The sequence below is a fragment of the Bailinhaonella thermotolerans genome (genome assembly GCF_003594875.1).
GTDB classification, from domain to species: domain Bacteria; phylum Actinomycetota; class Actinomycetes; order Streptosporangiales; family Streptosporangiaceae; genus Bailinhaonella; species Bailinhaonella thermotolerans.
Genome location: NZ_QZEY01000003.1, coordinates 370,851 through 385,243, shown reverse-complemented (window position 1 = coordinate 385,243; position 14,393 = coordinate 370,851). Strand labels below are relative to the sequence as shown.

Below are 14,393 nucleotides of genomic sequence, written 5' to 3'. Positions count from 1 at the left end.
GCCAACCGGCGAATCATGCACGGGTTCGACACTACGTCGTCGTGTGTCCCCGTGTCGCGCATCCGTCCCCTCACGCCCCCTATCTCGCATCCTCGCGTTAGCGCACCGCCAGCGGGGCAGAATCGGACGAAGAGCAACGTCTACCTAGGTAGGGAGGGAAGCCCGTGGTCCGATTCGCAGACGGCCTCTCTGTGGACCCCGACCTGATCAAGGCGGCCGAGTCCGCGGTGGCGCAGGCCGTCGCCGGCCTGTCGGCCCCGCCCGACCTGGTCTTCTTCTTCGTGTGCGGGGAGGACCCCGACGCGGTCGGCACCGCCGGGGAGCACGCCATGGCCGCCGCGGGGAACGCGGCGGTGATCGGGTGCAGCGCCACCGGCGTGATCGGCGACGGCCAGGGCGTCGAGCTGACCCCCTCGGTGAGCGCCTGGGCCGCGTCCCTGCCCGGGGTGCGGCTGACGCCGTTCGTGCTGGAGACGCTGCGCGCCGAGGACCACCTGGTGGTCGTGGGGCTGTCCGAGCGGCAGCCCGAGGACAAGGCGATGGTCCTGCTCGCCGACCCCTATACCTTCCCCGCCGACTCCTTCGTGGAGCGCTCGGCCGAGGTCATGGGCGACCTGCCGGTCGTCGGCGGCCTGGCGAACGCGATCGCCGGGCGCGGCGCGGTGCGGCTGTTCGCCCAGGGCAAGGTCTACACCGAGGGCGCGGTCGGGGTCACGATCAGCGGCGACGTGAACGTCCGCGCCGTGGTGAGCCAGGGCTGCCGCCCGATCGGCCCCACGATGGCGGTGACCAAGGCCGAGAACAACCTGCTGCTGGAGCTCGCCGGCCAGCCCGCCCTGGCCCGCCTGGAGGAGGTCGTCACCTCCCTCACCGACGAGGAACGCGAGCTCGTCGCGACCGGCCTGCAGATCGGCATCGCCATGGACGAGTACGCCGAACGGCACGAGCGGGGCGACTTCCTGGTCCGCGGCGTCCTCGGCATCGACCCCGAGCGCGAGGCCATCGCCATCGGCGACGTGGTCGAGATCGGGCAGACCGTCCGCTTCCAGGTCCGGGACGCCCTGGCCGCCGAGGAGGACCTGAAGGAACTCCTCGGCGCCCACGTCGCCGCGGAGACCTCCGGATCCTCCTCCGGCGCCCTCCTGTTCACCTGCAACGGCCGGGGGGCGGCGATGTTCGACTCGGCCGACCACGACGCCCTCGCGGTCCGCGGCGCCCTCGGCCCGATCGGGCTGGGCGGCTTCTTCGCGGCGGGCGAGATCGGGCCGGTCGGCGGCCACAACCACGTTCACGGGTTCTCCGCCAGCCTCCTGGTCTTCACCAGCCCCGCGGCCGCCGTCTCCCCCGAGCCGCCCGCCCCGAGCCGGGGCTTCCCCGAGCCGTAGCCGTGCCCGAGCCGCCTTCCCCTGGACCGCCGCTTCCCCTGGACCGTCACTTCACCCGGGCCGTCACTCCACCCGGGCCGTCACTCCACCCGGACCGTCACTTCACCGTCAGCGTGTACTCCACGTCGGCCTCGAAGTCCTCGGCGTTCCCCTTGAAGGTCAGCGTGTGCTTCCCGGGGGACGGCGGCGCCAGCCGTACCCAGATGCCGCAGGCGTAGTAGGTCTCCGTGCCCGCGGCCTCGGTCACCGGGTTGCCCGCCACCGACGTCACCTGGGCCTTCTCGGTCACGATCGGCTCGCTCTCCAGCGGCTTGCCGTCCAGGCTCGCGCTCCCCCGCGCCCCGGCCATGAACCCGTCACAGGCGTCCTTGTCCGCGATCCGGTTCACCAGCGGGAACACCAGGGGCCGCCCGGCCGGCACGGTGCACTTCCGCTTGGCCGGCCCGCCGAACGTCCCGGCCAGGAACCACACGTCCGAGGGCTGGTTCCGGGCGCAGAACTCCCCGGTCTCGTCCGCGACCGGGTTGGTCCCCTCCGCCTCCGACGCGGCCCACGTCCACCACCGGCCCTGCACGGCGTCGGCGTCCGGCAGCGGGGCGCCGCCGCCCGCGGGAGCCTCGGCGGCCGGCGACCCGGCAGCCTGCGCGGGCTTCTCCCCGGTCCCTCCGGAACAACCGGAGACCAGCGCCAGCGCGGCGAAGAACGCAACAAATGATCTACGAGGCATTGCGGCATCCTATTCACTGCGCGCCCGCCCCCATCCCCGATCCCGGGAGGCGGCCCGGGCCCGGAAAACCGTTTCCGCCGCCGCCGCGGGCCGGAATACACTCGCGGCCGGACGCTGGGCGCCCCGAGGGGCCCCGGCGGGACCGTGAACGACGAGGAGAGGAGCCGGGCCGTGCCACATCGCACCGCCGTCGTGATCCCCTCGTCGCGCCATGAGGTGATCCTGGTGTCTCCGGCGGCCCGGTGCCCGCTGCGCGGCCGGCACCGGACGTCCCCGGCGACCCTCTGACACCTCCGCGCCGCGACTGAAGCCGAAGCCGTCCAGGCCGGCGCGCGCGGAGCCACCGCCCGGGGACACCTCGCGGCGTCTCTTCCAGCGGCCTCACGGCCCCGACCGCGGGCTCCACGCCCCCGATCGAGGGCCCGGGCCGTACGCCGGGCAATCGCGCCGTCATGTCCGGAACTCGCCTGAAAGGGGCCGGCCCGTGCGCGCCGACCTGCACCGCCAACCCGTCCGACCCACCCGTCCCCGCATCGCCGGCGTGCGCAACGTGGGCATCCTCGCCCACGTCGACGCGGGCAAGACCACCGTGACCGAGCGGATCCTGTACGCCACCGGCGCGACCCACAGGCGCGGCGAGGTCCACGACGGCACCACCGTCACCGACTTCGACCCGCAGGAGCGCGACCGCGGCATCACGATCTTCGCGGCCGCCGTGAGCTGCGAGTGGGAGGGGCACCGCGTCAACCTGATCGACACCCCCGGCCACGTGGACTTCGCCGACGAGGTCGAGCGCGCGCTGCGCGTGCTCGACGGCGCCGTCGCGGTGTTCGACGGCGTCGCGGGCGTCGAGCCGCAGACCGAGTCGGTGTGGCGCCGCGCCGTCCGCCACGGCGTGCCGCGCGTCGCCTTCGTCAACAAGCTGGACCGCCCCGGCGCCGGCCTCGACGCCGTCGTCGAGTCGATCCGGGTACGGCTGGGCGCCAACGCGCTGGCCGTGCAACTGCCGATCGGCCGCGAGGACGGGTTCACGGGCGTCGTGGACCTGGTGCTGATGCGGGCCCTGAGCTGGCCGGACGGCGGCGGCCCGGTGGAGGAGCACCCGGTGCCCGGTGCGCTGCGCGAGGAGGCCCGCGAACGCCGTACCCGGCTGGAGGAGGCGGTGGCCGAACTGCACCCCGGCGCGCTGGAGGAGTACTGCGCGACGGGGACGGTGAGCGCGCCCGCGCTGACCGCCGCGCTGCGCGAGCTGACGATCTCCGGGGAGGCCGTGCCCGTCCTGTGCGGTTCGGCCTACCGGAATCGCGGGATCGAGCCGCTGCTCGACGCCGTCGTGTCCTACCTGCCGTCGCCGCGGGACGTCCCGGCGGTGCGCGGCGAGTGGGACGGCGCGGAACAGGAGCGCGGGGCCGACCCGGCGGAGCCGTTCGCCGGGCTCGTGTTCAAGGTCACGACGACCGCCACGGGCCGGCTGACGTACCTGCGGGTGTACTCGGGGACGCTGCGGAAGGGGGAGACGGTGCTGAACGGCACGGCCGGGCGCGCCGAGCGGGTGGCCAGGATCCTGCGGGTCCAGGCCGACCGCCACACCGAGACGGACCGGGCCGTGGCCGGGGACATCGTCGCGGTGGTCGGTCCCAGGTCCGCCCGCCCCGGCGTGACCCTGTGCGCCCCGGGCGCGCCGCTGCTCCTCGAACCGCCGGCCCCCGCGGAACCGGTGATCTCCGTCGCCGTCGAGCCGCGCGCGAACGCGGACTCCGGCCGGCTGGCGGCGGCGCTGGCGCGGCTGGCCGAGGAGGACCCCTCGCTGTCCGTGCGCACCGACCGGGAGACGGGCCAGACCCTGCTGTCCGGCATGGGCGAACTCCACCTGGAGGTGGCGATGGAGAAGATCCGCCGCGAGTACGGGGTGGCCGTGACGGCGGGCCGCCCGACCGTGGCCTACCGGGAGACCGTGGTCCGCGGTGTGACCGGCTTCGCCTACCGCCACGTCAAGCAGGACGGCGGCGCGGGCCAGTTCGCGCACGTGGTGCTGGACGTGGAGCCGCTGTTCCCGGGCTCGTCCGGCTTCGAGTTCCGCTGGGCCGTCACCGGCGGGCGGGTGCCCGCGGAGTACGCGCGCGCGGTGGAGGCGGGCTGCCGGGACGCGCTGGGCGAGGGCCCGCTGGGCGGCCACCCGGTGGTCGGCGTGCGGGTGACGCTGACGGACGGGGCCACGCACGTCAGGGACTCCTCGGACCTGGCGTTCCGTACGGCGGGCCACCTCGCCCTCCGGGAGGCCCTGCGCGCCTGCGCGATGGTCCTGCTGGAGCCGGTGGCCGAGGCGACGATCACGGCTCCGGCGGACGCGACGGGCGCGGTCCTGGCCGACCTCGGCGCCCGCCGGGGCCAGATCACCGGGACCGTCACCCGCCCCGGCACGGTGGTGGTCACCGCGACGGTGCCGCTGTCGGAGATGTCCGGGTACGCGACCGACCTGCGCGGCCGCACCCAGGGCCGCGCGACCTTCACCACGCGCCCGGCCGGCCTGGCCCCGGTCCCGTGACCCCGGCCCGGTGGCCTGGGTCCCGTGACCCCGGACCGGTGACCTGGGCCTCCGCGACCCCCGGCCCGACGGCCTGGGTTCCGCGACCCGGACCGGTGACCTGGGTCCCGTGGCCCCGGACCGGTGGCCCGGATCCCGTGGTCCCGGTCCGGCGACCCGGGTCGGGCGATCGGTGACCGCGCCCGGTGAGCGGGCCCGGCCCCGTCCGTCCCGCGCGGGCGGGGCCCGGGCTCCGGCGGGCCGCCGCCACCGGAGCCCGGACGGGGTCTCACCTGGTGTCCGAGGGCCCCTGGGGGAGCGTGCGGGGGGCGGGACCCACTAGGGTCGGCGCATGCGGCCGTTCTTCGACAATCTGATGCTGTGGTTGCACATCGGCTTCGCGATCATGACGTTGGGGCCCGTCACCGCGGCGACCATGGCCACGCCCAGGTACATCCGGACCAAGCAGGTGGACGTCGTCCGGTACCTCCACCGGACCACGCGCGTCTTCGGCATGCTCGCGCTGGGGATCTTCCTGTTCGGCATGGTGCTCGGGCGCGGCGGGCTGGGCAAGCCCTACCTGTCGATCTCGATGACGCTGTTCATCGTGGCGGCCGTGCTGCTCGTGATCATCATTCGTGATCAGGGCACGGCCGTCCGCGTGCTCTCCAACGAGGAGAGCGAGGACGACGCCAAGGTCCAGACCGCGCGGATCGCCAGCCTCGCGGGGATCGTCTCCCTGATCTGGCTGGTCATCCTCGTGCTGATGGTCTGGTTCAACTAGCCCGGAGCGCCCGGCCCCCACCCCGGTACGGCTCACGCCGCACCGGGGTCTCGCCGCGCCCGGACCCGTCGCGGCGCCGGGCGCCCGCCGTACGCGCGCCGGAGGCGAGGCCGGGCGGGCCGGGACCCGAGGCCAGGCCGAGGGCCGCGGTCAGGCCGAGGGCCGCGGTCAGGCCAGGGCCTGGCGGAGGTCGGCCAGCAGGTCCTCGACGGACTCGATGCCCACCGAGAGGCGCACCAGGTCGCTGGGGCACTCCAGCGGGGAGCCCGCGGCCGAGGCGTGGGTCATGCGGCCCGGGTGCTCGATGAGGGACTCGACGCCGCCCAGGGACTCGCCCAGCGTGAACACCCTGGTCCGGCCGCAGATCTCCACCGCCGCGTCCTCGCCGTCGGCCACCCGGAAGGAGACCATCCCGCCGAAGCGGCGCATCTGCTTGGCCGCGACCTCGTGACCGGGATGCGTGGAGATGCCCGGATAGAGCACGGACGACACGCGCGGGTGGTCCAGCAGCATCTCGACGACGCGCTCGGCGTTGTCGCAGTGGCGGTCCATGCGCACCGCGAGGGTCTTGACCCCGCGCAGGGTCAGCCAGGCGTCGAAGGGGCCGGCGACGGCGCCCAGGGCGTTCTGGTGGTAGGCCAGCTCCTGGCCCAGCTCCGCGTCGCGCACGACCAGCGCGCCGCCGACCACGTCCGAGTGCCCGCCGACGTACTTCGTGGTCGAGTGCACGACGACGTCCGCGCCGAGCGCGAGCGGCTGCTGGAGGTACGGCGACGCGAACGTGTTGTCCACGACCAGCAGGGCCCCCGCGGAGTGGGCGACGCTCGCGAGGACCGCGATGTCCGCGATGCCGAGGAGCGGGTTGGTCGGCGTCTCCACCCAGATCGCCCGGGTCTGCCCGGGGCGTACGGCGGCGCGCACGGCCTCGACGTCGCCCAGCGGGACGGCGTCCCACTCGACCCCCCAGCGGGCGAGGACCTTGGAGAACAGGCGGTAGGTGCCGCCATAGGCGTCGTTCGGGATGAGGACGTGGTCGCCGGGCTTGCAGATCGTCCGCAGGAGCGTGTCCTCGGCGGCCATGCCGGACGCGAAGGCCAGGCCGCGAACGCCGTCCTCCAGAGCCGCCAGGCACTCCTCCAGCGCGGCGCGGGTGGGGTTGCCGGTGCGGCTGTACTCGTAGCCGGACCGCAGGCCGCCCACGCCGTCCTGCTTATAGGTCGAGACCGCGTAGATCGGGGGGACGACCGCCCCCGTGCGCGGGTCCGCCTCCTGCCCCGCGTGAATCGCGAGGGTCTCGAAGCCTTCTTTTCCTGGGCCTTCAGTCATGCGATCGAGCGTAGCCGCAGGGAGGAGACGTCTACGTCCTGGGGAGTAGACGTGAAATCCCCGTGCAGGCTGATGAAAGCCGCCCGCCGGGGGAAGAGGATGGTGTCGTGCTGGACGGGAAGAGGGGGCGGCGCGCCGCCGCGGGTGCCGCGGCGGCCGCCGTGGCGGTGGCGGGCGTGCTGATCGCGCTGGGCTCGGACGACGGGACGGCGGGCGGGGCGGGAGCCGGGGCCTGGCGGGGGAAGGCGACCCCGGCCGCGGCCGGCGGCTGCCTGAGCCCGGTCGAGGTGAACGTCAAGAAGGTCGACGGGACACCGCTCACGAACCAGGAGATGACGGGGTTCGCGGCGCGGCTGCGGCTGACCGCGGGCGTCGCGGAGGTGCAGGAACCGCGCCGGGCGGCCTCCACGCGGGCGAGCGTCCGCGTGATGGTGGCCGACGAGACGCGCGCGGCGGCGGCGCCCATCCGGCTGGAGGCCCCGTGGGCCGCGCCCGAGGGGGCCGAGGTGAGCGTGGTCCAACTGCGCCCGCGCTGCGAGCCGCGAGGCGGATCACCCGCCTGACCTCAGGGGTGAGCGGACGCGGCCGGTTCCGGGGACCGCCCGGCCTCCCCCTTTCTGCCGAGGGGATTCGGCCATAAGGCCGACCCAGTCAGGCGGCCCGGGCGTCTACGCTGCTAGTCCATGGGGGGATGGCAGCGCGTCGCGCTCTGGGCCCGGCGGCTCGCCGAGGTGGCCCTGCTGGGCTGGCTCGGCCTGCTCACCCTGCTCGACCTGATCGGGTCGGTCAACATGGGCGCCAGCTTCGTCCTCGTCGCGGCCGGCGACGCCGTGGGCATCCTGGCCGTCGTACGCCGCAGGCGGGCCCCCGAGCGCTGGGCCTCGATCCTGATCGTGGTCTCGATCGCGATCAGCCTCGTGTCCAAGCTGAGCGGGCTGGGGTCGTTCGCGGGCGTCGCCGAGGCCGGCTCGATCATGATGCTGGTCATGGCGGTGACCCGGGTGACCTACCCGACCCCCCGGGCCATCGCGCTCGCCCTGCTCGCCCTGGTCGCGCTGATCACCGGCCCCGCCCTGCGGATCGTGGACGGCTACGGGAGCCTGGCCCTGGGCAACGCCGAGGCGTTCGGGTCCCTGTACTTCATCGGCTGGATCACCGCCTGCGCCATCGGCTTCTACCTGCGCTACCAGGAGGAACGCCGCACGGTCGCGATGGACGTGGCCCGCCGTTCCGAGCGCCTGGACCTGGCCCGCGAGCTGCACGACCTGGTCGCCCACCACATCACCGGCATCGTCGTCCAGGCGCAGGCGGCCCGCGTCGTGGCCGAGCGGCAGCCCCAGGCCGTCATCCCCGCCCTCGACGCGATCGCCGGCGCCGGGGCCGAGGCCCTGACCTCGATGCGCCGCCTGGTCGGGGTCCTGCGCGACGGCGACGAGGCCGCCCGCACCCCGGGCGTGTCGCTGGCCGACCTGCGCACGATGGTCGACAAGTTCACCGCCTCCGGCGTCCGCGCGGGCCTGGAGATCGGCCCCGGCATCACCGACGCCGACCTGCACCCCGAGGTGCTCACCACCATCCACCGCGTCGTGCAGGAGTCCCTCACCAACATCCGCCGCCACGCCCCCGGCGCCTCCTGGGTCGAGGTCGGCCTCCGCCGCGACGGCCAGACCCTGACCATCCGCGTCGCCAACTTCGGCGGCACCGCCACCGACTCCCGCCCCTTCCGCCTGGGCGGCGGCTTCGGCCTCGTGGGCATGGCCGAACGCGTCGAGGCCCTCGGCGGCCACCTCCACGCCGGCCCCTCCCCCCAAGGCGGCTGGGAAGTCCGCGCCGAACTCCCCCTCCGCCTCTAGATCCCCTCCCCGCCGTACGGCCCGAGCCCCGGCCGTGCGCACCCCGCCCCCAGGCCGTACGGCGAACGCGGCGCGAAAGGCCAAGGCAAGGCAGACACCCAAGACCGGCCCCAAGAAGAGCGGCGGACCTCAAAGGCCACAGGCAAGGGTGCTACAGAGCAGGGCGAACCCAAGCGGAGACCCCAAGGGGGGCGAGCCCAAAAGGCAAGGGCCTCACGTGAGAGCGCTCCGCGCGTTCAAGCTCGGACAGCCCCCAGTGGGGGCTACGCCCCCACACCCCCGGCGAGGGGGCCGCCGCCCCCTCGCGCTCCCCCGCAAGCCTCGACCTCGGACGGCATGAAGAACGCTGGGACCGCCGTCACGCGCGGCGACCAGGCCCGCGGGGAGCTATTCCGACGACTCAGGGTCGAGAGCGCCCGCCTTCACGACCGCGAGGAAGTCCCTCCACTCGGCTGCCGCGAAGACATGCGGGGCGAGGTGAGGGTTCTTGCTGTCACGAACGGCGATGAGGCTTGCTGAGGTCGCGTCCTCAGCCTGGGTTACGAGGGCTACTTCGACGCAGTTTCCGCCGTTGTTACCGCTGTAGGAGCTCTTGCGCCAGTAGGCGGAGGTCAGGTTCACGCTGTGCATCATTCCCTCGCTGTTCGACTGTCACGAGGTCAACTCATCGGCCACCGCGCCGAATATCTCAAGAGTCCGTTCCGGTCCGAGGGCTCGGGCGCGCAGATGGTCAAACATCAGCCTATATCGTCCGACTTCTTCTTGCTTTTGGGTGTATAGCCCACCTATTTGCTGTTCAAGGTAGACCTTGTCGAGGTCTACCGGCCCGGGGAAGCTCAACAGATAGAACGACCCGTGCATCGCTCCATGCTCGCCATATGCGAACGGGATGATCTGAAGTGTCACGTTCTTGAGACGGGCGAGCGAGATCAGATGCTCGATCTGCTCGCGCATCACGTCCGGCCCGCCCACCGTCCGCCGGATGACGGCTTCGTTCAGCACCAGCCACAGATGCAGCGGCTCTTCAGTGGTGAGCCTGGCCTGGCGGTTGGTCCGCACCTCGACGTGATCGTCGATTTCCTGGTCCGTGTACGGGTTCGGCGCAGTCGACATGATCGCTCGGGCGTACCGCTCCGTCTGCATGATCCCGGGTACCAGCTCCGACTCGTAACCGCACACCTGCGACGCCGAGGCTTCCAGCACCACATACACCTGGAACCACTCCGGGATCGCCCCGGAGTACCGGTGCCACCACTCCGGTTCCCGGGCCAGCCGCGAAAGTTCGAGTACGACATCGGCCCGCTCTCCCTCGACGCCGTACAGCCGCAGCAACCGCTTCACGTCGCGCGGAAGGATCCGGCTCTTGTCGTTCTCCATTCGGTAGAGCTTGCTCTCAGCCCAGCCCATCTCCTCGGCCACGACCTCCTGGCTCAGAGCGGCCTTGTCGCGCAGCGTCCGGAGTTCTCTTGCCAGGCGAGCGCTAGCAACCGTAGGGATGTGCTTGCCTCGGGGCACTGGTGGCCTCCAGGTTCGAGAGAAGCTTGATGAGTTTTAATAGAGGCTTGCATTAGCAAGCCTTCCCCTGAATGCTATCAGCGACGAGATGAGCGCGGAGTGTAATCGATAAAATCGGGACGCGAACCGCAGAGGAGACAGGACCATGCTCGCCACCCGCCCCGTGACGACCGTGACCTTTCCCGGACAGGAGGACCACGTCCCCGCTGTCCGCGCGTACGTCAGGGTGCTCTACGAGGACCATCCCCGGCTCGACGATCTGCTCCTCATTCTCACCGAGCTCATCACCAACGCGGTCCGTCATACGCGCAGCGGTGAGCGAGGCGGGGCCGTCACGGTCAACGTCCTCGGCCCCCCTTACGAGCCACGCTTCGAGATCCAGGACCAAGGCGGCAAAGCTCACTCGGAACCACGTCACCGCGATCCGGCCGACGCCGAGGGCGGGTACGGCCTCCGCCTAGTCGAGGCTCTCGCCTCACGCTGGGGGGCGGATTCCTGGCCAGGAGGCACCCGCACCTGGTTTGAGATTCGCTGACGGGCGATGTCGTCCCGATGCCGCCGGTGGCCCCGAGGTTGCGGGGAGCGCGAGGGGGCGGCAGCCCCCGCACCCCCGGCGAGGGGGCTGCGGGAGCGCGGCCCCCGCTGGGCGCTGCCCGAGCTCGATCGCGCGCAGCGCTCTCGCGCGAGGACCTTGCTCCTCGCCCGCGCCCCCGAGACCGTCGGTCATCATGTCCAGACAGAATTACATTCGCCCGGCCGCGGGACCCGCGAGGCGATCGCGCCTGATGGTGGAGGAGATGATCGAGAAATGGACGTGAGTCCTGAAGAGCTGCGAACGGCGGCCTTCAAGAAGTCGCCTTACAGTGGCTCCAGCGGAGGTAGCTGTGTCGAGGTCGCACAGCTCTCCGAAGGCCGACGCCTTGTCCGGGACAGCAAACAGAAGGGCGCCGGCCCTGTCCTCGCCTTCACCTCCGAGGAGTGGAACGTCTTCCTCCGGGGCATCCGTGGCGGCGAGTTCGACTAGAGATCCGTATCCCGGCCAAGGAGGCATTCGCGTCCGATGATTGAGGAGGTAGGTCAGGAAATGGACGTGACAGGCGAAGAGCTTCGCACGGCGACCTTCCGAAAGTCCTCGTTCAGCGGGTCGGACGGAGGTGCCTGCGTAGAGGTGGCTCAGCTCGCAGACGGTCGACGCCTTGTTCGGGACAGCAAGCAGAAGGGCACAGGCCCTGTCCTCGCCTTCGCTCGACAGGAATGGGACGCCTTTCTGAAGAGCGTCCGGGGTGGAGAGTTCGGCTAGAGGCAGCCTCATATCACCCGCGACTCGGCCGGAGGCTCCTCATGGCCTGGCCGGGCTCTCCTCATGACGCCGGAGGCGAGACGGTCAGCGCGGCCCGATGACGCTTTTCGCGCTGGTGTGCGCTTTGGCCGGTCTTCGCTCGGGGCGAGGCTTGCGGGGGGAGCGCGAGGGGGGCGGCGCCCCCCTCGTCTGGGGGTGCGGGGGCGGAGCCCCTGCTGGGCGCTGACCGGGCTCTCTCGCGCGGAGCGCTCTCACGCGAGGACCTTGCTCCTCGCCACGCGCTCCCTGGTGTACGGCCGGCGTCCTCCGCTTCCCTGGCGTACGGCCCCCGCCCGCCCCTCCCCGGGCGTACTTCGCGGGGAGGGGCGGGCGGGGGCCGTACCCGGGAGGAGGGTCAGGAACCGCTGGCGAGGAAGGCCAGGAGGTCCTGGCGGGTGATGACGCCGGTGGGCTTGCCGTCGTCGAGGACCACGGCGGCGTCGGCCTTCTCCAGGGCCTCGACGGCGCGGCTCACCGGCTCGCCGGCGCCGATCATGGGGAGGGGGGCGGACATGTGGCCGGCGAGCAGGTCGTCCGGGGAGACGTTGCCCCGGTAGAGGGCCTCCAGGAGGTCGCGCTCCACGATCGAGCCGACCACCTCGGCGGCCATGACCGGCGGCTCCTCCTTCATGACGGGGAGCTGCGACACGGAGTACTCCCGCATGATCGAGATCGCGGTGCCGACCGTCTCGTCCGGGTGGACGTGCACGAAGGACGGCAGGCCCGCGCTCTTGCGCGCCAGCACGTCGCCGACCAGGGCCTCCTCCGACGACTGCGTGAGGAAGCCGTAGTCGGCCATCCACTCGTCGTTGAAGATCTTCGACAGGTAGCCGCGGCCGCCGTCCGGCAGCAGCACCACGACCACGTCGTCGGGGCCGGCCTCGGCGGCCACGCGCAGCGCCGCGACGGTGGCCATGCCGCAGGAGCCACCGACGAGCAGCGCCTCCTCGCGGGCCAGGCGGCGGGTCATGACGAAGGAGTCCTTGTCGGAGACCGCGAGGACCTGGTCGCAGATGGACGTGTCGTACGTCTCGGGCCAGATGTCCTCGCCGACCCCCTCGACGAGGTACGGCCGGCCGGTGCCGCCGGAGTAGACCGAGCCCTCCGGGTCGGCGCCGATGATCTTCACGCGGCCGTCGGAGACCTCCTTGAGGTACCGGCCGACGCCGCTGATCGTGCCGCCGGTGCCGACGCCCGCCACGAAGTGCGTGATCCGGCCCTCGGTCTGCTCCCAGATCTCCGGGCCCGTGGACAGGTAGTGCGAGCGGGGGTTCTCCGGGTTGGCGTACTGGTTGGGCTTCCAGGCGTTCGGGATCTCGCGCGCCAGACGGTCCGAGACCGAGTAGTACGACTCGGGGTGGTCGGGCGCGACGGCCGTCGGGCAGACGACGACCTCGGCGCCGTAGGCCCGCAGCACCGCGATCTTGTCGGAGGCGACCTTGTCCGGCACCACGAAGACGCAGCGGTAGCCCTTCTCCTGGGCCACGATCGCCAGGCCGACGCCGGTGTTGCCCGAGGTCGGCTCGACGATCACGCCGCCCGGCCGCAGCTCGCCCGAGCGCTCGGCGGCCTCGACCATCCGCAGCGCGATCCGGTCCTTCACCGAGCCGCCGGGATTGAAGTACTCCACCTTGGCCAGAACCGAGGCGGGGAGGCCCGCGGTGACCTTACGGAGGCGGACCAGCGGGGTGTTCCCCATCAGGTCGATCAGGGAGTCGTGAACGCGCAACGGAATAACCGCCCTTTTACTGAAGCTTTGTAAGGATGTCCGGCCGAGTCTGCCGGGGCTTGGACAGACTCGATTAGGTTCGGCACATGTACCGCTGAGTAGACCGTATCTCGAATGGTGGACGGGGAGGCCGTCAGCAGGTGTCTCGGGCTGGTGCCATTCGCCGCATCGTCTCCGCCGCGGCGCTGGGCGGCGGCGGCATAACCGCGCTCGGCGTGGCGACGTACGGGTTCTTGCTCGCCGAGGCGGTCATCGCGCGCAAGACCGTGGGCCGCCCCCACGGTGACAACGCGCCAGAGGCCGACGGGCTGTACGGCAGCGCCCTCGGCCCCGGGCCCGTGGACGCCCCCGACGAGGTGGAACCGATCCGCATGGTCCTGCTCGGGGACTCGACCGCCGCCGGGCTCGGCCTGACCGACCCGCGCGAGACGCCCGGCGCGCTGATCGCCGAGGGGCTGGCGGCGGTGGCCGAGCGCCCGGTGCGGCTGACCAACGTAGCGCGGTCGGGCTCGGTCTCGGCCGACCTTCGCTGGCAGGTCAGGCGGGCCCTCATCGCCTCCCCCGACATCGCGGTGATCTTCATCGGGGCCAACGACGTGACCACCCGGGTGCCGCCGGCGCGAGCCGTACGCGATCTGCGCAACGCGGTGCGGCGGCTGCGCGAGGCCGGGGCGGAGGTCGTCGTGGGGACCTGCCCGGACCTGGGGACGGTGGAGCCGATCGCGCAGCCGCTGCGGTGGCTGGCGCGGCGCTGGAGCCGGCAGCTCGCGGCGGCGCAGACCGTGGCCGTGGTGGAGGAGGGCGGCCGGACGGTGGCCTTCGCCGACCTGCTCGGGCCGGAGTTCGAGAGCTCGCCCAAGGAGATGTTCGGACCTGATCGTTTCCACCCGTCCGCGCAAGGTTACGCACAGGCCGCGTACGCGGTGCTACCTTCTGTAGGTGCCGCGCTCGGGGTGTGGCCGGAAGCCGGGGAGCACCGGCCCGACCCGACTCGCGGCGAAGGTGTCCTCCCGATCTACGTTGCGGCGGCTGAGGCCGCGGAGGCGCCCGGCACCGAGGTGGCCGCCACCCGCATCGCCGGCCGATCGCTCGGTCCGCGGGGCAGGTGGGCGATGCTGCTGCGCAGACGGCGGGGTGTCCCGGCGGTGGAACACGAAGACGACGAGCCGGAGACCGTGCCGAACGCCACCTGAGGCCGGCTACCCCTCGCG

General features: G+C 72.4%; 14 protein-coding genes. 9 read left to right on the top strand and 5 right to left on the bottom strand.

Annotated features, from left to right (window positions below; genetic code table 11):
- Nucleotides 1-164 precede the first annotated feature (164 nt).
- Complete coding sequence (locus tag D5H75_RS10975) at nucleotides 165-1,385, top strand: FIST signal transduction protein (protein WP_119926278.1); 1,221 nt, start codon at nucleotides 165-167, stop codon at nucleotides 1,383-1,385.
- 97 nt (nucleotides 1,386-1,482) lie between these two features.
- On the opposite strand, the gene D5H75_RS10970 is transcribed toward D5H75_RS10975, so the two are convergent.
- Entirely contained in the window at nucleotides 1,483-2,112 is a 630-nt protein-coding gene (locus D5H75_RS10970) for a signal protein (RefSeq protein ID WP_119926277.1), read from the bottom strand.
- 484 nt (nucleotides 2,113-2,596) lie between these two features.
- Here D5H75_RS10970 and fusA point away from each other — a divergent pair, with 484 nt between their 5' ends.
- Together fusA and D5H75_RS10960 are read left to right on the top strand one after the other, a co-directional pair.
- Nucleotides 2,597-4,657 carry an elongation factor G gene (gene fusA, locus D5H75_RS10965; protein ID WP_242454134.1) on the top strand — a complete coding sequence of 687 codons (2,061 nt, stop codon included), beginning with the start codon at nucleotides 2,597-2,599 and terminating at the stop codon, nucleotides 4,655-4,657.
- Between the two features lie 331 nt (nucleotides 4,658-4,988).
- On the top strand, nucleotides 4,989-5,420 hold the full coding sequence (locus tag D5H75_RS10960) for a hypothetical protein (RefSeq protein ID WP_119926276.1): 432 nt from the start codon (nucleotides 4,989-4,991) through the stop codon (nucleotides 5,418-5,420).
- Between the two features lie 168 nt (nucleotides 5,421-5,588).
- Here D5H75_RS10960 and D5H75_RS10955 read toward each other — a convergent pair whose 3' ends face one another.
- On the bottom strand, nucleotides 5,589-6,746 hold the full coding sequence (locus D5H75_RS10955) for a cystathionine gamma-synthase (protein WP_119926275.1): 1,158 nt from the start codon (nucleotides 6,744-6,746) through the stop codon (nucleotides 5,589-5,591).
- A 107-nt stretch (nucleotides 6,747-6,853) separates the two neighbouring features.
- Between D5H75_RS10955 and D5H75_RS10950 the strand changes: the two genes are divergently transcribed.
- Both D5H75_RS10950 and D5H75_RS10945 read left to right on the top strand, forming a co-directional pair.
- On the top strand, nucleotides 6,854-7,309 hold the full coding sequence (locus D5H75_RS10950) for a hypothetical protein (protein WP_119926274.1): 456 nt from the start codon (nucleotides 6,854-6,856) through the stop codon (nucleotides 7,307-7,309).
- 120 nt (nucleotides 7,310-7,429) lie between these two features.
- Nucleotides 7,430-8,599: a sensor histidine kinase gene (locus D5H75_RS10945; protein ID WP_119926273.1), complete on the top strand. Its 1,170-nt coding sequence runs from the start codon at nucleotides 7,430-7,432 to the stop codon at nucleotides 8,597-8,599.
- Nucleotides 8,600-8,986: 387 nt separating this feature from the next.
- On the opposite strand, the gene D5H75_RS10940 is transcribed toward D5H75_RS10945, so the two are convergent.
- Together D5H75_RS10940 and D5H75_RS10935 are read right to left on the bottom strand one after the other, a co-directional pair.
- On the bottom strand, nucleotides 8,987-9,220 hold the full coding sequence (locus D5H75_RS10940; protein ID WP_422673561.1) for a DUF397 domain-containing protein: 234 nt from the start codon (nucleotides 9,218-9,220) through the stop codon (nucleotides 8,987-8,989).
- Between the two features lie 30 nt (nucleotides 9,221-9,250).
- The gene (locus D5H75_RS10935; protein ID WP_119926272.1) at nucleotides 9,251-10,114 is read right to left on the bottom strand and encodes a helix-turn-helix domain-containing protein; all 864 of its coding nucleotides are present in this window, start codon (nucleotides 10,112-10,114) and stop codon (nucleotides 9,251-9,253) included.
- A 145-nt stretch (nucleotides 10,115-10,259) separates the two neighbouring features.
- Here D5H75_RS10935 and D5H75_RS10930 point away from each other — a divergent pair, with 145 nt between their 5' ends.
- From D5H75_RS10930 to D5H75_RS10920, 3 genes are all read left to right on the top strand, one after another.
- Nucleotides 10,260-10,649 (top strand): ATP-binding protein, encoded by a 390-nt coding sequence (locus D5H75_RS10930; protein ID WP_119926271.1) that lies wholly within the window; start codon nucleotides 10,260-10,262, stop codon nucleotides 10,647-10,649.
- A 273-nt stretch (nucleotides 10,650-10,922) separates the two neighbouring features.
- Complete coding sequence (locus tag D5H75_RS10925; protein ID WP_119926270.1) at nucleotides 10,923-11,138, top strand: DUF397 domain-containing protein; 216 nt, start codon at nucleotides 10,923-10,925, stop codon at nucleotides 11,136-11,138.
- A 36-nt stretch (nucleotides 11,139-11,174) separates the two neighbouring features.
- Complete coding sequence (locus D5H75_RS10920; RefSeq protein ID WP_340137761.1) at nucleotides 11,175-11,414, top strand: DUF397 domain-containing protein; 240 nt, start codon at nucleotides 11,175-11,177, stop codon at nucleotides 11,412-11,414.
- Nucleotides 11,415-11,808: 394 nt separating this feature from the next.
- On the opposite strand, the gene D5H75_RS10915 is transcribed toward D5H75_RS10920, so the two are convergent.
- On the bottom strand, nucleotides 11,809-13,182 hold the full coding sequence (locus D5H75_RS10915; RefSeq protein ID WP_119926269.1) for a cystathionine beta-synthase: 1,374 nt from the start codon (nucleotides 13,180-13,182) through the stop codon (nucleotides 11,809-11,811).
- Nucleotides 13,183-13,322: 140 nt separating this feature from the next.
- Between D5H75_RS10915 and D5H75_RS10910 the strand changes: the two genes are divergently transcribed.
- Nucleotides 13,323-14,375: an SGNH/GDSL hydrolase family protein gene (locus D5H75_RS10910; RefSeq protein WP_119926268.1), complete on the top strand. Its 1,053-nt coding sequence runs from the start codon at nucleotides 13,323-13,325 to the stop codon at nucleotides 14,373-14,375.
- Nucleotides 14,376-14,393 lie beyond the last annotated feature (18 nt).